This window comes from Ehrlichia canis str. Jake (genome assembly GCF_000012565.1).
GTDB lineage: Bacteria > Pseudomonadota > Alphaproteobacteria > Rickettsiales > Anaplasmataceae > Ehrlichia > Ehrlichia canis.
On sequence record NC_007354.1, the window covers coordinates 862,840 to 886,253 of the forward strand.

At 29.1% G+C, this 23,414-nt stretch carries 21 protein-coding genes and 2 tRNA genes; 11 read left to right on the forward strand and 12 right to left on the reverse strand.

The window, feature by feature from the left end; genetic code table 11:
- Positions 1 to 3: 3 nt before the first annotated feature.
- From rplC to ECAJ_RS03175, 5 genes are all read right to left on the reverse strand, one after another.
- Positions 4 to 699, reverse strand: coding sequence for a 50S ribosomal protein L3 (gene rplC / locus ECAJ_RS03155; protein ID WP_011304724.1), 696 nt, complete (start codon positions 697 to 699; stop codon positions 4 to 6).
- Entirely contained in the window at positions 692 to 1,018 is a 327-nt protein-coding gene (gene rpsJ, locus ECAJ_RS03160) for a 30S ribosomal protein S10 (protein WP_011304725.1), read from the reverse strand. The genes rplC and rpsJ overlap by 8 nt, the downstream gene beginning before the upstream one ends.
- 7 nt (positions 1,019 to 1,025) lie before the next feature.
- Positions 1,026 to 2,213 carry an elongation factor Tu gene (gene tuf, locus ECAJ_RS03165; protein WP_011304291.1) on the reverse strand — a complete coding sequence of 396 codons (1,188 nt, stop codon included), beginning with the start codon at positions 2,211 to 2,213 and terminating at the stop codon, positions 1,026 to 1,028.
- A gap of 40 nt (positions 2,214 to 2,253) precedes the next feature.
- A tRNA-Gly gene (locus ECAJ_RS03170) sits at positions 2,254 to 2,324 on the reverse strand.
- 7 nt (positions 2,325 to 2,331) lie between these two features.
- Positions 2,332 to 2,414 (reverse strand) — tRNA-Tyr (locus tag ECAJ_RS03175).
- A 156-nt stretch (positions 2,415 to 2,570) separates the two neighbouring features.
- On the opposite strand from ECAJ_RS03175, the gene rlmB reads away from it, so the two are divergent.
- The 9 genes from rlmB (at position 2,571) to hemH (ending at position 9,726) form a co-directional block, all read left to right on the forward strand.
- Entirely contained in the window at positions 2,571 to 3,329 is a 759-nt protein-coding gene (gene rlmB, locus ECAJ_RS03180) for a 23S rRNA (guanosine(2251)-2'-O)-methyltransferase RlmB (protein WP_011304726.1), read from the forward strand.
- The gene (gene cmk, locus ECAJ_RS03185; protein WP_011304727.1) at positions 3,310 to 3,954 is read left to right on the forward strand and encodes a (d)CMP kinase; all 645 of its coding nucleotides are present in this window, start codon (positions 3,310 to 3,312) and stop codon (positions 3,952 to 3,954) included. Before rlmB ends, cmk begins: the two co-directional genes overlap by 20 nt.
- A 64-nt stretch (positions 3,955 to 4,018) precedes the next feature.
- Positions 4,019 to 5,722, forward strand: coding sequence for a 30S ribosomal protein S1 (locus ECAJ_RS03190; RefSeq protein ID WP_011304728.1), 1,704 nt, complete (start codon positions 4,019 to 4,021; stop codon positions 5,720 to 5,722).
- A 13-nt stretch (positions 5,723 to 5,735) separates the two neighbouring features.
- Positions 5,736 to 6,602 carry a signal peptide peptidase SppA gene (gene sppA, locus ECAJ_RS03195; RefSeq protein WP_011304729.1) on the forward strand — a complete coding sequence of 289 codons (867 nt, stop codon included), beginning with the start codon at positions 5,736 to 5,738 and terminating at the stop codon, positions 6,600 to 6,602.
- A gap of 5 nt (positions 6,603 to 6,607) precedes the next feature.
- Positions 6,608 to 6,871 (forward strand): HU family DNA-binding protein, encoded by a 264-nt coding sequence (locus tag ECAJ_RS04955; RefSeq protein WP_011304730.1) that lies wholly within the window; start codon positions 6,608 to 6,610, stop codon positions 6,869 to 6,871.
- Positions 6,872 to 6,907: 36 nt separating this feature from the next.
- On the forward strand, positions 6,908 to 7,201 hold the full coding sequence (locus ECAJ_RS03200) for a DUF4164 domain-containing protein (protein WP_011304731.1): 294 nt from the start codon (positions 6,908 to 6,910) through the stop codon (positions 7,199 to 7,201).
- Positions 7,194 to 7,562: a cell division protein ZapA gene (locus tag ECAJ_RS03205; RefSeq protein ID WP_011304732.1), complete on the forward strand. Its 369-nt coding sequence runs from the start codon at positions 7,194 to 7,196 to the stop codon at positions 7,560 to 7,562. The genes ECAJ_RS03200 and ECAJ_RS03205 overlap by 8 nt, the downstream gene beginning before the upstream one ends.
- 149 nt (positions 7,563 to 7,711) lie before the next feature.
- Complete coding sequence (locus ECAJ_RS03210) at positions 7,712 to 8,629, forward strand: hypothetical protein (protein ID WP_011304733.1); 918 nt, start codon at positions 7,712 to 7,714, stop codon at positions 8,627 to 8,629.
- Positions 8,630 to 8,712: 83 nt separating this feature from the next.
- Positions 8,713 to 9,726: a ferrochelatase gene (gene hemH / locus ECAJ_RS03215; RefSeq protein WP_011304734.1), complete on the forward strand. Its 1,014-nt coding sequence runs from the start codon at positions 8,713 to 8,715 to the stop codon at positions 9,724 to 9,726.
- A 495-nt stretch (positions 9,727 to 10,221) separates the two neighbouring features.
- On the opposite strand, the gene zapE is transcribed toward hemH, so the two are convergent.
- From zapE to ECAJ_RS03240, 5 genes are all read right to left on the reverse strand, one after another.
- Positions 10,222 to 11,277 carry a cell division protein ZapE gene (zapE, locus tag ECAJ_RS03220; protein WP_011304735.1) on the reverse strand — a complete coding sequence of 352 codons (1,056 nt, stop codon included), beginning with the start codon at positions 11,275 to 11,277 and terminating at the stop codon, positions 10,222 to 10,224.
- 385 nt (positions 11,278 to 11,662) lie between these two features.
- The gene (locus tag ECAJ_RS03225) at positions 11,663 to 12,001 is read right to left on the reverse strand and encodes a hypothetical protein (protein WP_011304736.1); all 339 of its coding nucleotides are present in this window, start codon (positions 11,999 to 12,001) and stop codon (positions 11,663 to 11,665) included.
- 482 nt (positions 12,002 to 12,483) lie between these two features.
- Positions 12,484 to 13,341 (reverse strand): SPFH domain-containing protein, encoded by an 858-nt coding sequence (locus ECAJ_RS03230; RefSeq protein WP_011304737.1) that lies wholly within the window; start codon positions 13,339 to 13,341, stop codon positions 12,484 to 12,486.
- Positions 13,342 to 13,988: 647 nt separating this feature from the next.
- Positions 13,989 to 14,444, reverse strand: coding sequence for an ankyrin repeat domain-containing protein (locus tag ECAJ_RS03235; protein ID WP_011304738.1), 456 nt, complete (start codon positions 14,442 to 14,444; stop codon positions 13,989 to 13,991).
- The gene (locus tag ECAJ_RS03240) at positions 14,441 to 14,827 is read right to left on the reverse strand and encodes a hypothetical protein (RefSeq protein ID WP_155799198.1); all 387 of its coding nucleotides are present in this window, start codon (positions 14,825 to 14,827) and stop codon (positions 14,441 to 14,443) included. Before ECAJ_RS03240 ends, ECAJ_RS03235 begins: the two co-directional genes overlap by 4 nt.
- A 106-nt stretch (positions 14,828 to 14,933) precedes the next feature.
- On the opposite strand from ECAJ_RS03240, the gene ECAJ_RS03245 reads away from it, so the two are divergent.
- A complete protein-coding gene (locus ECAJ_RS03245; RefSeq protein ID WP_011304740.1) occupies positions 14,934 to 17,498 on the forward strand; it encodes a UvrD-helicase domain-containing protein in 2,565 nt (854 codons plus the stop codon).
- Positions 17,499 to 18,279: 781 nt separating this feature from the next.
- On the opposite strand, the gene ECAJ_RS03250 is transcribed toward ECAJ_RS03245, so the two are convergent.
- Positions 18,280 to 19,254, reverse strand: coding sequence for a quinone oxidoreductase family protein (locus ECAJ_RS03250; protein ID WP_011304741.1), 975 nt, complete (start codon positions 19,252 to 19,254; stop codon positions 18,280 to 18,282).
- Positions 19,255 to 20,133: 879 nt separating this feature from the next.
- Positions 20,134 to 21,882 carry a type I secretion system permease/ATPase gene (locus ECAJ_RS03255; RefSeq protein WP_231243073.1) on the reverse strand — a complete coding sequence of 583 codons (1,749 nt, stop codon included), beginning with the start codon at positions 21,880 to 21,882 and terminating at the stop codon, positions 20,134 to 20,136.
- Positions 21,883 to 22,273: 391 nt separating this feature from the next.
- Between ECAJ_RS03255 and folP the strand changes: the two genes are divergently transcribed.
- Complete coding sequence (gene folP, locus ECAJ_RS03260; protein WP_011304744.1) at positions 22,274 to 23,116, forward strand: dihydropteroate synthase; 843 nt, start codon at positions 22,274 to 22,276, stop codon at positions 23,114 to 23,116.
- The last annotated feature ends 298 nt before the right edge of the window (positions 23,117 to 23,414 follow it).

Consider the following 23,414-nt stretch of genomic DNA (forward strand, 5'->3'; position numbering starts at 1 on the left):
ATCTCATACAATATTATCTAACTTTAAATCTTCAGTACATACAGGAAAAGAATTTTTTGGAACTGATTTTTTTACAGCATCTTTCACAAAAACATAAGAACCTTTAGCACCAGGAATATTATTACCTTTCACAACCAATAAAGATCTTTCCTGATCAACTAAAATAACTTTAAGGTTTTGTACTGTTACTTTACTACTCCCTAAATGACCAGCCATTTTCTTACCTTTATATACTCTACCAGGGTCTTGACACTGACCTGTTGAACCTTGAGATCTATGAGCAATAGACACACCATGAGATGCTTTCAACCCTTTAAAATTATGTCGCTTCATAACACCAGCAAAACCCTTTCCTAAAGAATATCCTGTAACATCAATATACTGATTCTCAACAAAATGAGTAATAGAAATTTTAGCGCCTTTTACTATACCATCTAAATTATCAACCCTAGACTCAAATATTCTACATTTAGCAGTAATATTACTTTTCTCCAAAATTTTTAATTGAGGCTTTTTTATATTTACAGAAGATTCTACGCCCAATACTACTGCATTATAACCATTGATATCTTTAGTTTTTGTAGAGATAATAAAAGAATCTCTCAAATGCAATAAAGTGACTGGTATTCTTTTCCCTTCATTATCAAAAATTGCAGTATGACCCACTTTTTCTAAAAATAACCCTATCCTTTTAGCCATTGTTGCCCCCAATTACCTTAACTTTTACATCAACTCCAGCAGGCAATTGTAAACTCATTAATGCTTGAATAATTGTAGAATTAGCTCTTGGTAAACTAATTAAACGCTTATGTGTCCTAATTTCAAACTGCTCCCTAGATTTCTTATCAACATGAGTAGACCTATTAACAATAAACTTCATGACCTTACGAGGAAAAAAAATTGGACCATTAACACGTGCACCACTCCTCTTAGCAGTTAAAATAATACTGCGTGCAGACCTATCAAGTAAACAGCTATCAAAGGCTTTAAGCTCAATATATATTTTTTGCGTTACCATAAAATACCTACTCCAAAATTTCAGTAATAATACCTGAGCCTACAGTTCTACCACCTTCACGAATTGCAAATCTCAATCCTTGATCAATAGCAACAGGCTTATCCAAACTCACTTCGATATTTATATTATCCCCTGGCATTACCATTTCTACTCCTTCTGGTAACTTTATATTCCCTGTTACATCTGTTGTTCTAACATAAAATTGCGGCTGGTAATTTGAGAAAAATGGAGTATGTCTTCCTCCTTCTTCTTTTTTCAATATATATACCTCTGCCTTAAATCTCTTATATGAATGTATCTGTCCAGGTGCACTCAATACTTGCCCTCTTTCTACATCTTCTTTTTTTATCCCTCTTAACAATATTCCAGCATTATCCCCTGCTTCTCCTGCATCTAATGCTTTATGAAACATTTCAACACCTGTACATACTGTACTTTGTATCTCACGCAATCCTACTATCTCTATTTTATCCCCTACTCTAATTACTCCTCTTTCTATTCTTCCTGTTACTACTGTACCTCTTCCAGGTATTGAAAACACATCTTCTATTGACATTAAAAATGGCTTATCTTTTTCTCTTACTGGTAAACTTATTTTTTCTAAAGCATTCATCAATTCCATTATTTTTTCACTCCACACACCTGAGCCTGTTTCTTCTTCTAATGCTTTAACTGCAGATCCTCTAACTACATCTATATCATCCCCAGGATACCCATATTTTGATAACAATTCCCTTATTTCCATTTCAACTAATGACAACATTTCTTCATCATCTACAACATCACACTTATTCATCCACACTACTATATCTTTTACACCTACTTGCTTTGCTAATAATATATGTTCTCTTGTTTGTGGCATTGCTCCATCAGTTGCAGACACTACTAATATTGCTGCATCCATTTGTGCAGCACCTGTTATCATATTTTTTATATAATCAGCATGTCCTGGACAATCAACATGGGCATAATGTCTATTTTCTGTTTCATATTCTACATGTGCTGTTGAAATGGTTATTCCTCTTGCTTTTTCTTCTGGTGCTTTATCTATTTCATCATATTTTACACTTTTATTCCCTTCTCCACTCAACCTTTTTGCCAACACTGTTGTTAATGCTGCTGTCAATGTTGTCTTACCATGATCAACATGCCCTATTGTCCCTACATTTATATGCGGCTTCCTTTCTTCTACCATAAACAAATACCTTTACATCTTAAACCATTTCACAAATAAGAGCGGATAGTGGGAATCGAACCCACATTACCAGCTTGGAAGGCTGGAGCTCTACCATTGAGCTATACCCGCATAACCGTGGAGGAGGTAGGATTTGAACCTACGTACACGTTAGTGGGCAGATTTACAGTCTGCTGCCTTTGACCGCTCGGCCACTCCTCCTAAAAACACTAACGCTAACCTAACATCCTTTATTAATTAACATAAAAAAATAAAAAATGATACCAAAAATTTAGATTAGAATTGATTTAACTAAATTAAAGATTACAATATGTCAATATCTAATTACAAAAAATCACACGTAATTACTAAATTTTTATGAATAAAAACAAGATATGGATTTATGGGAAACACGCATGCATTGCCGCATTGCAAAATAAAAATAGGGAATGCTATGAAATGCTAGTAACAGAAAATATTACAAAAAACAACAGTGAAATAACCAAAATTTCAGAATTATGCAAACAAAGAAACATAAACTTGAAAACAGTAAATTTAAATTACATCAATTCTGTTCTACCACATAATAGCAATCACCAGGGCATTGCTTTAAAAGCATCTACCATTAACCCACTCACAATTGAAGAAATATTAAATAGTTCTACAATAAATTCAACAATAATACTTTTAGACCAAATAACAGATATCCATAATGTAGGCGCTATTATGAGGTCAGCTGTCTGCTTTAATGTAGATGCTATTATACTCCCCTATCATAACTCACCATCAGAAAATTGCGGTATGTCAAAAACATCAAGTGGCGCTATAGATATGATACCAATTGCATATGTAATAAATCTTGTTAGCACAATAAAGTTATTTAAAAATGCAGGGTACTGGTGTTATGGTTTTGATACAAAAGAAGGAGAACTTCTACACAAAACAAAATTTGATAATAAAAAATTAATCATTTTTGGATCAGAAGATAAAGGAATGCGCAAATTAACAAAAGAAAATTGTGACTTTTTATTGAAAATTGCAACATCAAATAAAATTGATAGCCTCAATGTATCAAATGCAGCCGCCGTAGCATTATATTCCATTTTTATACAAAACTATGACCAAACATTCCAATAATTTCGTCATAACAATTGATGGTCCTTGTGCTTCTGGCAAAGGGAGTTTAGCAACAAAATTATCAAGCTTCTTTAATTTTCAGTACTTAGATACAGGTAAGTTATATAGGATAATAGCTTCAATATTTGGAACATCAGCACAATACAACTTAAACATTGATACTCACTTAGAAGAAAAGATATTATCACTACTATTAGAAGATAGCAATGCAGCATCTTACCACAATGAAGATATAGGTAAAACTGCTTCAATTTTAGCACGACATAAACACATTAGACTTGCTCTATTACCTATACAACGTAAAATTATTTACTCAGCAAAACCAGGCATAATTCTAGATGGAAGAGATACATCTTCCATAATATTCCCTGATTCAGATTTCAAAATTTTTATTACAGCACAACCATCCATTAGAGCACAACGAAGATTTAAAGAAATGTTACATAAAAAAAAAGCAATGTATAAAAAGATACATCAACAAATAATACAACGAGACATTAGAGATACATATAGAAAATTTGCACCTCTAATAAAAGTAAAAGATGCATTATATGTTAATACTTCGTATATGAACGAAGAACAAGTATTTCTACTCATCAAAGAAAAAATAAAAACCTACTTGTAAAGTATAGGAAATAATAATAATATGATTTTCACTGCTTTGCTAATTTTAAAATAGGCTATGTTTTATGGAAAATTTTCAAATAAAAACAAATTTAGGATCAGAAGACTACTTACAAAATATAAAGAAAATAAAATCTAATAAATTTATTAGCCATAATCTTGAAGCAGAAGATTCAGAAGATGATAATAGTTCAGAATTTCAAAATGCATTAAAAGAATTCATAGATGATAGTGTCAAAGAAGGACAAATAATAGAAGGAACTATTGTATGTATAGATAAAGGATATGTAACAATAGATTCAGGTCTAAAATCTGAAAGTATCGTTTCGCTAAAAGAATTCGAACTTGGTGACGATTATCAAAATATCGGTATAGGGTCAAAAGTAAAGTTATATCTAGAGAAAATTGAAGGACGTAATGGTAGTGTAGTATTAAGCAGGGAAAAAGCTATTAGAGATGAATTATGGCAAAAGTTAGAAGAAGCTGCAGAAAGAAAAGAAGATGTTGAGGGTGTAATATTTAGTTCTATTAAGTGTGGGTACACAGTTGACATAAAAGGTGTTGTAGCATTCTTACCAGCAAGCCATGTAGCTTTAAGGCAAGTTAAAGATATAACCCCATTATTAGGGAAAAAACAGAAATTTCGCATATTAAAAATGGATAACAAGCAGGGTAACATTGTAGTATCAAGAAAAGCTATATTAGAGGAATCTCTTGCAGATGCTAAAAGCTTATATCTCAGTCAACTAAATGAAGGAGATATCATTGAAGGTAAAGTAAAAAGCATTACCAAATATGGTGTATTCATAGAAATACATGAATCACCTTCAGTTGGCGTAGTTGATGGTTTATTACATATAACTGACATATCATGGAGTCGTGTAAGTCATCCTTCAGCTGTGTTTTCGTGCGGACAAACAGTAAAAACAAAAATTATAAAAATTGATCGTGAAAATAAAAAGATTTCTCTTGGTGTTAAACAATTAGAAGAAAGTCCTTGGTCAAATATTGAGAAAAAATACCCTGTCGATAGTATCCATAAAGGTATTGTAACAAGCATAGAAGATTACGGTGTCTTTGTTGAATTAGAAACAGGCATAGAGGGATTAGTTCATGTATCTGAAGTAAGTTGGACAAAAAATTCCTTGCCTATAAATCAATTATTCATGAGAGGTGAGGAAATACAAGTTAAAGTATTAAGCATAGATACAGCTAAAAGCCGCATGAGTCTCAGCATGAAAAGGTGTCAGGAAAATCCATGGCAGGCGTTTACATTAAAATATCCATTAGGTTCTGTTGTATCAACAAAGATAAAAAACATTACAAATCTTGGAATATTTGTTTCATTTGAAGACAATACACTTAATGATGGCATTGAAGGATTAATTCGTACTACAGAACTAAGTTGGTCTTTATCACCAGAAGCAGCAGTTAAAAAATACAGTATTGGAGATTCTGTAGAAGCAAAAATATTAATGATAAACCCAAATAAAAGCAAGATAGATCTTGGAGTAAAACAATTAGAATATGATCCTTTCCTTGATTTACTGAAAAAGACTAATTTAGGAGACAAAATACCAGTCACAGTTACAAAAGTAGTTGAGGACACTGGTATATTAGTTGATGTATTTAATGGTTCAAATAGTTTTAATCTTCTAATAGAACAAGAGTATTTACCTGATAATAAAAAGTTTTTCCCAGGTGACAAATTAGAAGCAGAAGTATTACTCATTGAAACTTACAACATGGTATTGTCACTTAAACATTAAATAGGTTTTATTTATGTCTGACCAGTTATTAAAAATAGAAATACTAAATTCCAAAGTAAAATTATGGAGGTTTTTAGTTTTTCTCATGGTGTTTGCATCATTAATATTATGTAACTATGTTGATATATCAAAGGTTAGCAATTTTTTAGACAATAAATATATAGCTAAAGTAAATATAGAAGGAAAAATTGAAACCAGTGAGGAAATGGATTCCTTACTAAAAAAGATTGCAAAGGACAGTCATGTTATAGGATTAATATTAAACATTAATAGTCCTGGAGGTACTATAACAGGTAGTGAAATCTTATATCAAAACATACGTAACATTGCAAAAAATAAACCAGTAGTTGCTGTGTTAAATGATTTAGCAGCATCAGGTGGATACATGACTGCAATTGCTGCAGATTATATAATAGCCCGTCACACTACTATTACCGGTTCAATTGGCGTACTGATGCAGTACTTTGGTGTCAGTTCACTAGCAGAAAAAATGGGTATTTCTTTAAAGTCAATAAAATCCTCAAATTTAAAAGCAGCAACATCACCTTTTGAAGAGTTCACAAAAGAAAAAGAGGAATCTATACGTCGTATTGTTAATGAATCATATAATTATTTCATTGACATAGTAGCAGATCGTAGAAAGATGGAAAAGAGTCAAGTATTAAAAATAGCAGATGGAAGCATATATACAGGATCAGAAGCATTATCCATAGGGTTAGTTGATCAAATTGGCGGAGAAGATGAAGCAATAAGTTGGTTTCAATCACAAAACATTAATACACAAAAGGTAAAGGTACTATCAAAAAAAACACATCTATCGGTTCTTGAAAGCATAAATTCACTAGTATTACAGGTTATTCATTATTATATTAACAAATAAATCTTATGTTAAAATCACACTTAGTTCAACATATATCAAAAAAAAATCCCTCTCTTAGTGAGGAAATAGTATCGAAAATATTAAACATATTTTTCTCACTAATTATAGAGTATTTAAAGAATGGCTATAGAGTAGAATTAAGAGGTTTTGGGTCTTTCACAGTAAGAAGTTATAATATAAAAACTGTTAATACAAGATTAACAAAAAACAAATACAGAAAAGTATATTTCAGAGCTAGTAATAAATTCATAAAGCTCATAAACCAATAGCTACAGTTAAACACAAATGTTAGGCAGGTTTTTTATATGGAACAAACAAGTAATTTCAGCAATTCAGAATTTCAGCAAACTATAGATAAAGCATTTGATAAGTTGGAATCTTCATTAGTACAAAAACTAAGTCACAAGAATAACATATCACAATATAAAGCAGACATAGCATCACTTATTAAAGAAAAAAATACACTAAGTCAACAACTTGCAGATCAAGCAAATGAATGTAATAAATGGAAAGAAGCATGCCATGAGGTAATCACCAGGTTAAACTACACTATAGAAAATGTAAAAGCTATTTTACAAAAGGAGCAAGTAAGTGAATAACTATAATCCACAGGTTATTGAAATTACTGTTAGAAACAATACATATAGAGTAGCATGCAACAAAGGAGAAGAATCACATTTGCTTAACTTAGTAGATAAGTTTAATACATTAGTTAATTCAATATCAAGTGCAGAAAAAGGTAAAGGTTCTGATGCCTTAATATTTTTGTTAGCAGCACTAACATTAGAAGATGAAAAAAATGAGCTAAAAGTTCAATTAAAAAAAACAAAAGATGAAATGTTAATGTACAAGAAACATTTTGATGATTATTTAAAAATAAAAAATTACGCAAATGATTTAATGTCACATATCTTATTTAGAATAGAAAAATTAATTAATAAGTTAGAAGAATATTTCTAGGCTATCAATGCAAACATCTTATTACCAATTTTATACACAATTTAAGGTATTATCTGATAGTTTGCAATATAACGTTTTAGTAAATAAAAATGTTATATACATTTTATATAAAATAAATTATAATTTTAAAGTTAAATAGTGGAGTAACAATGGCTAAATTAGTATTTGATATTCAAACACCTTTTAAGCTAAAAAATTCATTGTTTTGTGGATTCAAAGGGTTCTTCATTTGCAACTTAGCTGCTATTACCATGCTAGAATCTTCACTTCATATGATATATATCAGAGGTAGTAGAAGAAACACTGTTAAGCAAGTACGCGCACACGCAAGGTATCAATTAAAAAATCACATTGTGCCATTTCTTGAAGTTGTAGTTGTTATGCCACTCTTTTTTATTCTGACTCACTTCCTTGGAGATAGAGTGTTTGGTGGTTTTTCTCCAACAGAAAAGTATCTTGCATGTTTAATAGTATGCATGCTAGTGATGATACTCATTTGTCTCTCGCTAAGACTGCTGGGACAAAGGAAAGATCCATGCTGTGGTGTGATAAGACACCCAATATATAGGAGTGATAATAAAAATAATAACGATTATATCCGTTTCAGAGGACCTAATTATCATACTGGTACAAGCAATGAACCACAAGAACTATCTAATGGATTACGTATTCTATTAAGTGTAGTCATTTCTGTATTACTAACTCCTTTCTTTTTATTAAAAGCAGCTATAGAACTAGCTTGTGCTGCAGTAGAAGTGCTAGAACTTCCAATTAGTTTTCTTTTTGATTTGTGCAATTTGTTACAAGATACAGTAACATCAAGAACAGGTTATCATGTTGTTAGAGGTCCTAAAAGTGCTGATAGGTTTACTCATTGTAGAAAGACATTAAACACTCTCTCTAGTTTTCTATACGCAGGATTCCGAGACTTAATAGTAGCATGTAGCTTAGGAATACTCAATGCTCACATAATTGAAAATCATGAAAATGAACATGTAACCCCTATATCAATGCTTGATGATGCATTTATAGGAATTTGTGTTTTTCCAACAACATCACGCACCTAGTAGTACTCACTCAAAATTATCTTTTTCTTGATAACCAACATTATATATGTTACTTTATTAATGTTACAATAATTAAGCAACAAGTGTCAAAAATAGCAGTAGTATTGTTCAATTTAGGTGGGCCTCAGTCACTTTCTGAAGTAAGGTCATTTTTATTCAACTTATTCTATGATAAAAATATTATAAATCTAGCAAATCCACTAAGATTTATCTTAGCAACATTAATTTCATTTTTCAGAAAGAAAAAAGCAATAGGAATATACAAACACCTTAATGGGCAATCACCAATATTAAAAGAAACAAAAATACAAGCTTCTTCTCTTGAAAACATATTGAATGATAATAATGATAATCAATATCAAGTTTTCATATTTATGAGATATTCACAACCCTCAGCTAAGGATACAGTAGAATCTGTATGTCAATACAATCCAGATAAAATAATTCTACTACCTTTATATCCACATTATTCAACAACTACTACACTATCAGCTATTCAACATTGGAATTACTACATGAACAAAAGTAACCTCCAATTTTCCACTTCAACAGTTTGTTGCTATTATAACAATACAAATTATATAAAAGCACAATGCCAGCTAATCATAGAAAAATACCAAGAAGCACAAAAATACGGCTTACCAAGAGTATTATTCTCAGCACACAGTTTACCAATAAGCATAATGCAACAAGGTGACCCATATCAACACCAAATAGAAAAAAACGTATTATTAATTACCAAATTTTTAAATATACCTGAATTAGATTACAAGATATGCTATCAAAGCAAAGTTGGACCAGTAAAATGGTTAGAACCCAGCACAATATCAGAAATCAAGCAAGCAAAGCAAGATAACGTACCTATAGTACTAGTACCTATATCATTTGTCTCAGAGAACTCTGAAACTTTAGTAGAATTAGACATAGACTATAAAGCAATAATATCAAAAGAAAATATGTTTTTCAGAGTTCCAACATTAAGTAACAATGGATACTATATAAAGTGTTTAAAAGAAATATGTATGCAAGATCACAAGAATACCTGCCCTACCAAATGTAAAATGTGCTTTAGGTATTTGACAAATAGTTATTTATAAGAAAAACTTACACAAGTATATACGGTATAACATTATAAAAGTATTTTACTTTAATCTCATAAAACAGATATTTCTCTAAACAATAATACAAAAGCTATTAAATTATTAAAATAACCAGGCAACTCTATAGTAACAATAAATAAGCTATTTTAAAAAGGACATATATCTACTTAAACTATTATTACAATAACAAGAATTATATTTGAACCTACATAAACCATTTTACTGCAACTTCTAAACCACATATCACTACTCTTAAACTACTAACTCAAAACAAATACACACAATTTATTAAACAATGGCAGTAATAAGATTTTGAGAGAATACAAACACTATAAATTACAGCAACATCAACATTAGATTTATAGAGTTTACAATAATTACTCTTTATAACGCACTTAATCTATTTGTAGAACTATATAAAAATATTCAAAACCAAATAACTATGCTATAACCCAACACAGCATATTATATAATAACGTTAACGTATAATCACTAAACATTATAGTAAGATGGAGAACGCATTTCCATTAAACGAGAAATTGTACGTTGAAAATCTATAGGTACTTCTTGTAAGTAATACAATAATTGAGGCTCTACAGTTAGAGCACAAAAAATTTTAACTCTGTTTTCATATAATTCATCCACTAAAATAGTAAATCTGCGCATCTCATTTTGATTATAATGGTCAAACACAGGAATACCTGCAATAAATATTATTGAAAAATTACGCACTATTTCTTGATAATCTGATACCCATAAAGGTTTTCCGCATAATTCATAAAAATCAAACCATGCAGTATTGTTAAAGACCTTTCTTACCTCAATATCTCTTCCAAAAACATGTAACGTTACAGAACATATTTTCCTATTATTTGCCATTTTAACAAATAAATCAGATAACTTTGCACTGGAATTATCCCCTATAAAATACACATCATTTACTCCTAATTCTTTAACAGCACGATAATCTTGTTCCCCAGATAAATGAACAACATGCATTCTATCAATAATCAATGATATTGCAGGCTCAAAAGATTGTTTCTGAATACCATCTTGATAAAGTTCTATAGGAGCATAATTTGAAGTCATCATAACAATAACTTTCTGATCAAAAATAATAGAAAATAATCTATATAATATCATAGCATCACAAATATCATATACTTGTATTTCATCCAAACACAATAAATCCAGATTATATACTATTACCTTGGCAACTTTGTAAAGTGGATCTTTAACACTAGATAATTTAAACTCATGTAATAAAGTATGTACTTCTTTCATAAACTGATTAAAGTGTTGTCGCTTTTTCCTCTCTATTCTGCAAGAATCATAATAGAGATCTGTAATCATTGATTTTCCCCTTCCTACTTCTCCATGTATATATATCCCAATTTTTCTTAATTTTTTTTTTATAGGTAAAAAGCAACAAATTTTTTCAACAGATAAGTATGGAACTAATTTTCTTAATAATTGAACTTGCTGTTCATCATAAGTAATTTTACCATCATTCACCATAGAATGGTAGGTATTCAAAATTTCTTTCATTTTCTATTTATCTATAAAACATCAATATACTTTTTAATACAGTTCACACAAAAAGTTATCTTTATATTTTCAACATTTTATTCTATATTTATAATAACTAAAATCTCAACTTGCAGATTATTTAACAGCAAAATTGAAAGTTATACAAGTTGAGATTTCCATGAAAATTATTACACAAAATTACCATTATATCATCCACAGTTCAAACTACTACTAATAAGAAATTCAGAATATTGACAAAACCTTCGCACTTATACAACACTCAATCAATAACATACACAGAAATTATATAACAAACATCCCAACAATACTTTTATAGGATTAACTAAATTCTCAGATTATTTACAGCAAAATTGAACGTTATACAGGTTGAGATCTGCTTTACCTAACTTCTAGACTTATTCTGATTTAAAGCCTTACTAGCTGAGATAATCTTCTTTGCCTTATTTTGAACATTTAAAGGATTATACCCTGCAAAATGACACACAGTTGTAAAATCTCTTGAAAAGTCATTTAACCAATTAGTTGCCTTAATCTTTTCAAGTTTATTTTCCATTCTTCTATAATTAGAAGTTGAATCAATGATTGCTTGAAGTATAACAGCTTTCCACATCGACTGATAAGACATATACTCATCCAATACACTATTATCACGTACACAATCCGTATATTCTACATCACATGTACTATCACATTCATAAAAATTTAATGTATCGTAATTCATAATTAACCTCTCTTGTTAAAATATTTTTATTCAAAACTTAGGAAAAATAAAAAGCAAGAGTTGGATAAGTCATTTACAAACGTGATTTTTTTGAAATATCTTTATATTTTTTAATGCTATTACAATATACTGATATCAGTAGCAAACAATCATATCGAAAAATTTCATCTATAGAATTATGATAATACATATATTCATACTAACATTTTCAGCATAATAAATAATGTCACTCTTGCATTATAACTTGAAAATTATACAATACATCAGCCTTAAAGCTGATCACATTCTATGCAATATCATAAAAAATTTAACACATAAGTAAACTTACCATCAAAATTACTAACAACTTAAATATTTTACTGAATAATTAACATTACAGTCACCTATGCTGCTATGTTACATAATATAAATCTAGTATTACATAAACTTACTATCAAAGATTATAAAATTAAATATCTTTTCAGATTTAACCTAACATTATATCACTCTATGTTAATAGTAGGTTGTGCACCTTGCTCTGAAATTAAAGACACTAAAAGATTGTTCACAAGCTTAACTTTTTGTTCATCAGAAAGTTTAATTTGGTATTGTGACTCAAAATGCTGCAATATTTCATCTACCATAATAATTGCATTTCTAACTATATAACCCCTAGCATTAGTAATAGCCTTTGCTTGCTGTCTTCTTAACATAATTTGAGCTATTTCAGAAGAATAAGCTAAATGTGATATTCTAGCATCTTCTATAACAATACCTACAATACCTAATCTATTTTGCAGCATGTCACATAACTTAGATGAGATTTGCGCAGAATTATTACGCAAAGATTCACTATTATCTTCAGCATCATATGGGTAACTACCTGCTAATTCTCTAACAGCAGTTTCACTTTGAATATTAATAAATTCCTGATAATCACCAACATTTAGGCAAGCTTTCGCAGGACTTACAACTTTCCACACAACAACAGCAGCTATTTCTATTGGATTTCCATTAAAATCATTTACTTTAATCTTACTTGTACTCACATTTCTTACTTTTAATGAAATTGATCTCATACGAACAAATGGAACAGTCCAGAAAAATCCTGGCTCAAATATAGTACCAATATAATTTCCAAAAAATTCAACAACCTTTGCTTCATTAGGGTTATTTACAAAAAATCCATTTGGAATGATAAAAGCACAAATTAACAATACTAAAGACATTGGTAAAACAATGTAAAAATTGCCATAATATATACCAGATAGCAATAAACATATAAAAACAATTCCACAAAGTATTACTGAAAATCCATTAATGTATGCTAATTTTTTATCATGAAATGCTTTACTATTCATGACATACCTCCTATATTGATAATTTAGTAAAAATCTCTATAAACTGTACACAAAAGACATCGGTATAGCATACATCATCAATTAAGCAAGCTCAATTACATAAGTTACTCGATAAAATTATTAAATATAAAAAAACTTTAAAATATCTTTATTACATTTATTACAGCCATTAAAATTTACAAAACAACTATTTTAATACTTATCAATATACATTAGTTAAGTACAATACTTATTAATATTTATAAAAACTATCACACATAAAAATATAGTATGTAATAGCACAGTATTACTAGTACAATTATATATTAATTGAGTAATGTAGTAAAAAAATTTAAATAAATTTGTAACGTAACTTATAATATATGGTTAACATGTTAAAAAATACTACTTTACAGTAATCACAGAACTACTATTACAACTTTTATATCATTGCATCTAATTAAGTAGCTAAAAATTTATGCCACTTCACATACATTCATCGGAATAACATCTTCTAAACAATACCATAACAAGTACAAATATTATATTCTGACCTTTTATCATATTTAATAACTCATGAGATTCTAAAAATTAGAAACATAATAAAACTTATACTAAAGCTACTCATTACAGATACTATATACACCCGAACTATATATTATAACACTCTACTTTACAGCAAGTATAGCATGTGCTATGTCTATACTTCTGTTTCTTATAGCAATACTTAAAGGAGTTTGACCATCATAATTAGCAAAATTCGGAGTGGCACCTATTGATAACAAAAATCTTACTACATCAATCTTTTTTTGTTTTACAGCATAAGTCAATAAATTATCACCTACATCTAGGGTGCGTACTTTATTTAGTATAGTTGTTAAACTCACATCCAGTTCCTGAAGTTTATTAACTAAAGACCTTAAACCAGAAATATCATTTTGTATTATACAATAAAAAATCTGTACATAATAATCTGTAACACTATATATTTTTGGAAGGTGTTCATTCATTTGATCATACTTCTCTTTTTCAACTTGTTCTATAACTTCTCTTGTAAACGGCCATTTATAAGAAATATTACTTTTTTTTACATCACCTTTTTGTTCCTGAGATGTATCTTTCAAGATTTCAGAAGTTTTTTTTTATCATCAGACTTACCTTCACCTATTTTACTCTTAGCATTCAATTTATTACCTTTTTCACCATTAACCTCAGGTGCATCATCATTATCTTCCTCTGTGTCATCTTGTACATCATTTTCTTCATTATCCATCAGATTATCATTATAAATGTCATCTTCATCCTCATACACATCATCTTCATCATAATAAAAATCATCATTCTCATCATAATCCTGATCATTATCTAAATAAAGTCCTTCACCTGTATTTTCATTACTATCTGTTTCCGCATCATAAACATTACCATCAGAATTTAAATCATCTGCAAATCCAATAGTCGCATTAATAAAACTCATCATTATCACAAACAGAAACAACCTTCTCATGCAACGCTCTCTTAATTAATAAACTCTTTTATTTAACAATAACTACTGTTATAAATATAATTTTCTATTAACACTAAAAATAAAAATATTGTGGATTATACATTACATGAAGAATATTGCAACCAATCCTTTCTATAATTTTATATGGATATCCGCATCAGCTGGGACAGGCAAAACAAGAACATTAGTCAATAGAGTCTTAAGATTATTAATTACAGGACACAAAAACATACTTTGCTTAACGTTTACAAATGCAGCAGCACATGAAATGACAGAACGCATACATTCAATCTTAAGTACTTGGACTATACTAAAAAATGAAGAATTAAAAAAAGAATTACAAGATATTATTCCAACCAACATAACACTAACAGAATATAAAAGAGCAAGAGAACTATTCAATAATTTGCAAAACTTATCACTCTCAATAAAAACCATCCATAGCTTTTGTTACCAATTAATATCTACCTTTCCAATAGAAACAGGAATTTCACCAAATTGTACAATAAAAGATTTTTCAGAATCTTTTTCAAAAATATTTTATAAATTATTACATGATCCAACAATAAAAGATCATTTTTCAGCTATTTCACACGAAATTACAGAAACCACAATTTATGAGTTACTATATAAAATACTAAGTAAACAAGATTATAATCTCAATAAAGATTCATTATATAAAAAACTTAATGTTCATAATACAGTAACCGACCAATTATTACCTATTGATAACCATCAACTCAACCATTTAATTAAAATTCTTAGTGAAGGAAGTATCAGAGACAAAAAAAATAGTGATAAATTAGTCAAGTGGAACGCATTATCACAAAAATATAAGTTACAAAAATTAAATGAGTATATAAAAATATTCATTAATCTACCATCATTAGAAAAAAAACCTATATCGTCAATAATCACAAAAAAAACACTGGCCAATTTTCCTGAAATAGAAAAAATCATTCTAAATATACAAGAAGAAATATTGAATTTCATCAAAATGTTTTATACAAAAAAAATAGCAGAACGCACTACACACATTATTGAGATTGCAAAATGTTTCATAAAATTATACCAACAAGACAAACAAAAACTAAACTATTTAGACCATAATGACATTATAAATCTAGCATTAAATTTACTAACAAATATAGACTACAAAGATTGGATACTATTTCATCTAGACAGTAAAATAGATCATCTACTAATTGATGAATCTCAAGACAATAGCATAAAACAATGGAATATCATTTCACACCTATGTCATGAATTCTTTTCCGGTATAGGTACAACAGAAGAATCAAGAACATTATTTGTTGTAGGAGATATAAAACAGTCAATATATAGCTTTCAAAACGCAAGACCTGACTATTTTGAACCTATGTGTCACTACTTTACACAACAAAGTACTCAACATAAAATATTACACTTCACAAAATCATTTAGATCAACTCCACCTATTCTCAAACTAGTAGATAGAGTGTTTAACAATTTTCGACACGAAATATCATTTAATACAGAAAAAATAGAACATGAAATCTTCAGATACAATGACTCAGGGTATGTAGAAATATGGCCTATAATTGATATTAAAAACCATAAAAACTTCTCATTGGATTTTGAAAATCAAACTTATTCAGACACAAGCCTATTACTTGCATCAACTATTGCCAACAAAATTCATACATGGATAACTAATAAAAGAATTTTATTAGCAAGGAACCGTCCTATAACAGCAGGTGATTTTTTAATATTAGTTAGACATAGAACCTGCTTTATAGATCATGTCATAACAGCACTCAAAAAACTTGATATTCCTACATTGGGAAGAGACAAATTCAAAATAATGGATTATATAATAATACAGGACCTTGTAAATCTAGGAGAATTTTTACTATTACCAGAAAATGACTTAGCTTTAATAGGCTTATTAAAATCACCAATTTTTGAATTCAATGAAGAACAAATTTTTGATCTAGCATATAATAGAAATCAACAACATTTATGGGAAGTATTACAATTAAAATTCAGTAACATATCAAACTACTTAAAACAACTAATCAACATCTCCAAACTCCACAGTCCTTTAAATTTGTATCACTATATTATTTCTGAACATAAACATAAATTTATAAAACGGTTAGGACAATCAAGTACAGAAATAACAGGAGAATTCATCAATTTATTAATACAATTTGAATCTAACAACCTAAATTCATTACAAGCATTTATATACTGGATAAAGAACATTAATCCAGAAATAAAAAGTGACATCAATCACACAAAAGATTACGTAAAAATTATGACAATACACAATGCAAAAGGAATGCAAGCACCTATAGTATTCTTATCAGATACTACAACCATTCCAAAAAGTGAAACTCAACTAGTTTTTGACGAAGAATATACTCCATTTTGGATACGTAATGATATTAATGACTTATGTGAAAACTTGAAAGCTAAACAAAAAACTCAAGAATACAATGAATATTTAAGATTACTTTATGTAGCCATGACAAGAGCAGAAGATGAACTATACATTACTGGAACATCACCAGTACAAAACAAGTCCTGGTACAATATCATTTACAATACAAACACGTATAAGAAAAAATTCATTGACTTACAACCAATGACAAAAGAAAAAGCAGAAGTTTTATATCTTGATGAATAGTAATTTCAACATTACTTAAACAAATATTTTTTAGACTTTCACAACTATCAATGTAAATATATGTTAAAAACACATGCAATAGTAATAATAAACTTTTCATTACAATTACAGAGTCATCATACATTATTATTATAAGATTTTCACTATCTTATATAATAACTCATCAACAATAAATAAGTATCTTATGACATTATTATTTCTCAATTTTCTATATTCATTTACTACAACATGACATGACGTATCTAATACTCATAAATTCTTTCACTGACAAATAAAGCACTATTAGCTATAACAATTAAAGTAATTAAATATAGAATATCGTAAATGATAACACTTCATACTAACATACTACATATAGTTTAAACAATAATTGTTATGACTAATTATTTAAAATTACATATAAACGTAACAAACCTTTCAACTTACAGAAAATATGTGTTTTAGTAAGAAAACATCTATGTAAAATATTAACAGTACACTATATTCATTACAATTTATACAATAACATATATCTTAAAGAATAACTGTAATTGTCCATTAATACAAATGCACATCACAAAACATTATATATTCACTAATAAGAAAAATGCACTTTTATACCCATTAATATAACACACATACACTGTATCATCACAACTCTACAATATACTATAAAATATTAAAACAATAACTGTAACTCCACACTAATTACCAGTACAAAACTACATACAAATACAAATTAATAACCAACTTTACATTAATTAATAAGAAAAATATATTGATTCGTTGATTAATAAAATAGCTATAGTACAATAATATTTGATCCAGTAAGTTTCCTATTTTCTAAATCTTGATGTGCAGTAACTATATCATCAAATTTATAAATTTTATTTATACTAACCTTTATGTGATTCCTTCTTATTACTTCAAAAAGCTCCATAGATGTCATAGCCAAGTCAAAACTAGAACGTTTATAGTGAAATACTGAAGGTGCAGTAAAAAACAATGATCGAGAACTTAGCATAGAAGCACTAACATTCGAAACAGCTCCTGATATTTGACCATAAGAAACATATATACCAAACATTCCAAGAGATGCAAAAGACTCTTTACTAGTCAATGCACCAACAGAATCATAAACTACATTAACACCAGTACCTTGAGTAATTTCCATTACTTGTTCAACAAAATTCTTACTATTACAATTGACTATATATGAACATCCAGAACGCAAAGCAATATTTGCCCTATCATCAGAACTAATGACGCCTATAACCTTACAACCTTTATAACTAGCCCACTGACATAATATTTGTCCTACACCACCTGTAGCTCCATGTACTAAAGCAAAAGTCTTAGGACGTATAGCATAAACTATATGAGTAAGGTAATGTGCTGTCATGCCTTTAAATAACACTGCAGCTGCTACCTGATCTGTAACATCATCAGGTATTCTGACCAAATACTTTTGATTGACAATCCTTTTTTCAGAGTAAGCACCTCCAGACACAGTACAATAACCAACTCTATCTCCGACATTAAACACTTCAACATCTTTACCTAATCTCTCTACAACCCCCACTGCTTCAATCCCTAAAACAGTAGGAAGTTTTCTGGTTTTACGCATACCATTACGGCATTCAAGGTCATAGCGGTTCAATCCAATAACTGTATGTTGTATTAATACTTCATCATCTTTAGGTTCACCAATATTATGATCAACATACTTAAAAACTTCAGTACCACCAGTCTTATCAATAACAATAATTTTTACCATAACATCACATAATTCAATAAAACACAAAACAACTTAGCTAATAGCTAAATAATATCCCTTAAATTTAAGACATCAATATTAATTAATAACAAACAGCACTATTCTTTAGGCAATATATTCACAAAATGAGTATAATGATAAAGACACAATCTTATAAACTTCTCAAAATTAACCACATTGTAATAAAACTTTTTACTTAGACAATGACACAAATAAATAACATATAAATATTAAAAGTCATACGCACACTACAAATAGACTTTTCTCTTTAACACATAAGCTAACATTATGCCAATTCAACAAATTAAATTCAATATTAACCTATACAATAGCATTACTTCTGTATTTCTAGAATTATAACATTCATTACACAATGTCATATTCAACATACAAAAAAATCACATTTATAAATCTCTATAAAACCATACATAGTAATACTACTCTATATACATTTTTAATATACTAGCAAATCAGTACATTACCTTATAAATACTTACTATCCATTACAAATATTCAAAAGCTAAACAACAATAATATTATACTATTTATATTTTAAAGTAGATCAGCAATTGATCAGGTCAATATTATCTAAATTTTCAAACCTTTGTAAGTTGTACAAGCTTAATAATACTATATGATTGATTTTATTAAACTAATTTGAATACAAATAAAGTAGATAAATTTCAAAAAAACTTATATCATTATAATTACAAATAATTACAACTTCAGTAAACTTTACTAAACACTGTATTAGTTTTAAACATTATTTATATAATACACCTTATTTGAATACAAGAATTGAATTTCACTTATAAAATATCTACTATCACACTTACAATAGCTAAACAATACACTAGAATTATTTATCTTATACCTTCATTATTTTGCTACATCTTCTGACTGTACTAATGGTTTAGGTTGTTGTTGAGGCTGAGAATTTGGTGGAGTATAACTAGGCACAATTTTACTCAAAATTTCATCTCTAGAACCCATACCATTAACCATACCATCATTCATAATAATAACCTTATCAACAGCATTAAGTAATTGTATCTTATGAGTCATAATAAAAGTGGTAATACCATTCTTTCTTGCATAAAGTAAAGCATTTACTAAACTTGCTTCTGACTTACCATCCAAATTAGCATTTGGTTCATCAAGTACTAAAAGCTTCACATCACCATAAAATGCTCTAGCCAACCCAAGCATTTGTTTTTGCCCTCCAGAAAGCACAACTCCATTAAAACCAATCAGTGTATCATAGCCATTTGGCAAACTAAGTATTAGCTCATGCACACCAGCAATTTGAGCTGCTCTTACAACTTTATCTGGATCAGGATCAGGTACCATTCTTGCAATATTAACTTTTACTGAAGCATTAAACAACTCAACATCTTGAGGCAGATAACCAATATAACGTCCAAAATCTTCTCTGTTCCATGTATAAACATCTGCACCATCAAGTCTAACAACACCCGAAATTGGTTTCCACACACCTACTAATAATTTTGCTATTGTAGATTTTCCAGAAGCACTATGACCTATAACACCAACAATATCTCCAACATCTACTGCAAAAGATACACCCTTCAGAGTTGGCTTATTACCACCATAAGGAGTAAAGAACACACGATCAAATACAACCTTTCCAGCAGGAGCAGGTAAAGACATAGTTTGCTCCCTTTTTGGTGAAGCCAAAAGCAATATCTGTAGCCTCTTATAAGATATCCGTGCTGATATTAACATCTTCCAAGTATTAATCAATGCTTCAAATGGCGCTAACGCCCTACCCATCAAGATTGATGAAGCAATAATACCACCAGCAGTTTTATGACCAAGAACAGCAAGAAATGCTCCAACACCTATAACCGATATTTGTAGTACTGACCTAATAAATTTAGTAATTCCAGAAATTAAATTAGAACGATTCTGAGCTTTAATTTGCATAGCCCTATTTCTATCATTTTTTTCAGCCCAATCATCTACAATATAGTTAACCATTCCCATAGCCTCAACTACTTCAGCATTACGAGTCGCAACATCAATTGCATTAATATTACGTATTCCCTCTTCACTAGCCTCTTGTAATATTTTTTTTGTTGCCAATTCATTCCAAATAGCCATACTAGTTAACAACACTATACCTATTACAGCAATATACCCTGTAACACTATGTATCATAAAAATAGCAACAAGATATAAAATTGCCCATGGAGTATCAAACAATGAGAATATTCCATAACCAGTAATAAAGCTTTTTACAACAGATAAATCACGCAATACTTCTCCACTTGAAGTAGATGACTTTATTGAAGTTAAACTGATAGATTTCATAATAAGATCAGGAGTAACAACTTTATCTATCCAATCACCAACTCTTGCCATCACTAAAGATCTACAAATTTCCAATATAGAAGAGCAAGCAAAAGCTCCGACTGTAATAACACTTAACATTATTAATGTAGATACACTACCACTTGAAAGTACCCTATCTAAGACTTGAGAAGTATATAATGGTAAAAACAACATTAGCAAATTAATAGCAGAACTAAACCAAAAAATGAACCAAAAGACACTTTTACACTTTTCTAAGCTATTGTAGAGCACACTTTTTTTCAGCTCTTGCATTGCCTGAAAGTTAAAATTCACACCTTCCACATATCCCTCTAAATAATTAATATATTATACACATACTGCAATACGTTCATCTAAGTAAACAATACTAGCATTTAATAAATTTTCATATAAATAATTTTTAATTGAAACAAAGTTATACTATATGATATATTGCAGTGTACCTTTATGTTGCACAAAAATGTCTAGTAATACAACATCGTTAATAGTAATTTTAGTTTTCGTTTCACTTACTTTAATATCACTAGTGTCAGGTGTAGTATTAATGGCTATAAGTAATGAATTCTACATTAGAAATAGAAATAAAATAATGATAATTAGAGTTCTGTTGCAATTTACATCATTGGTACTTATAGCACTATTTTTTAGGTAACAAGTTTAACCAATGAACCTCAATACAAAATTAGTTGGAATTTTAAATTACACACCAGATTCATTTTCAGATGGAGGTAAGTTTTTTAGTGTAGATAAAGCATTACGACAAGTTGAATACCTAATCAACGGAGGAGCAGACATAATAGATGTAGGAGGTGAATCAACAAGACCTACATATTTATATACACAACATGGAAACAATACAATCTCTCAAACAGAAGAATGGAATAGACTACAAGATATACTGCCACAAATAATAGAAATAGCTCATTATCATAATGTTAAAGTTAGCATAGATACCAGACATGCAAAAACTGCTGAGAAAGCTATAGAATTAAATGTAGATTATATAAATGATGTAAGTGCACTTTCAGATGACAGTATGCTTCAGGTATTACAAAGTAGTTCCGTCGACGTAATAATCATGCACAGTTTAGGCATACCATTAATAAAAAACAATACCATTCCAAAAGACTGTGACCCAATTAATGAAATCATTACATGGGCACAAAAGCACATTGAAAAACTAACGAATGCAGGCATTAATAAAAACAGAATCATTATTGATCCAGGTATAGGATTCAGTAAAACTGCTACACAGTCATTGTATATACTAAATAACATCGACAGACTAAAGATTCTAAATCAAAAAATACATGTCGGACACTCACGAAAATTTTTCTTAACTTCATGCAAATTAAATGATTTAACACGTGACAACGCAACACTAGCAGTATCAATTTTCCTATTTCAAAAAGGCATAGATTTTATTAGAATACATAATACTCACATACACAATGACGCATTCAACATACTAAAAAAATTACAGGAAACTAATCTAAATAACATATAATTTCAAACTATACATTACTAACTTTTTTATGTCAAAAAGGTATCTGCTTCATCAAAGTACACAACACTGTAACATTTAATATACTAAAAAAAATACAGAAAATTACCATAAACAATATATCATTCAAAATAAATTTAAAATATTGATAAACTAAGCTTTCTCTTAATAATTCAGTAAACACATTCTTTATAATTCATGGGTGTGTTAATATACACTTTATCACAACAATACTTTAAATATGCAGCAGTAACATTCTTTTTTTAAGTAGAAGTATTACTATAAGGGTTCACATAATAAA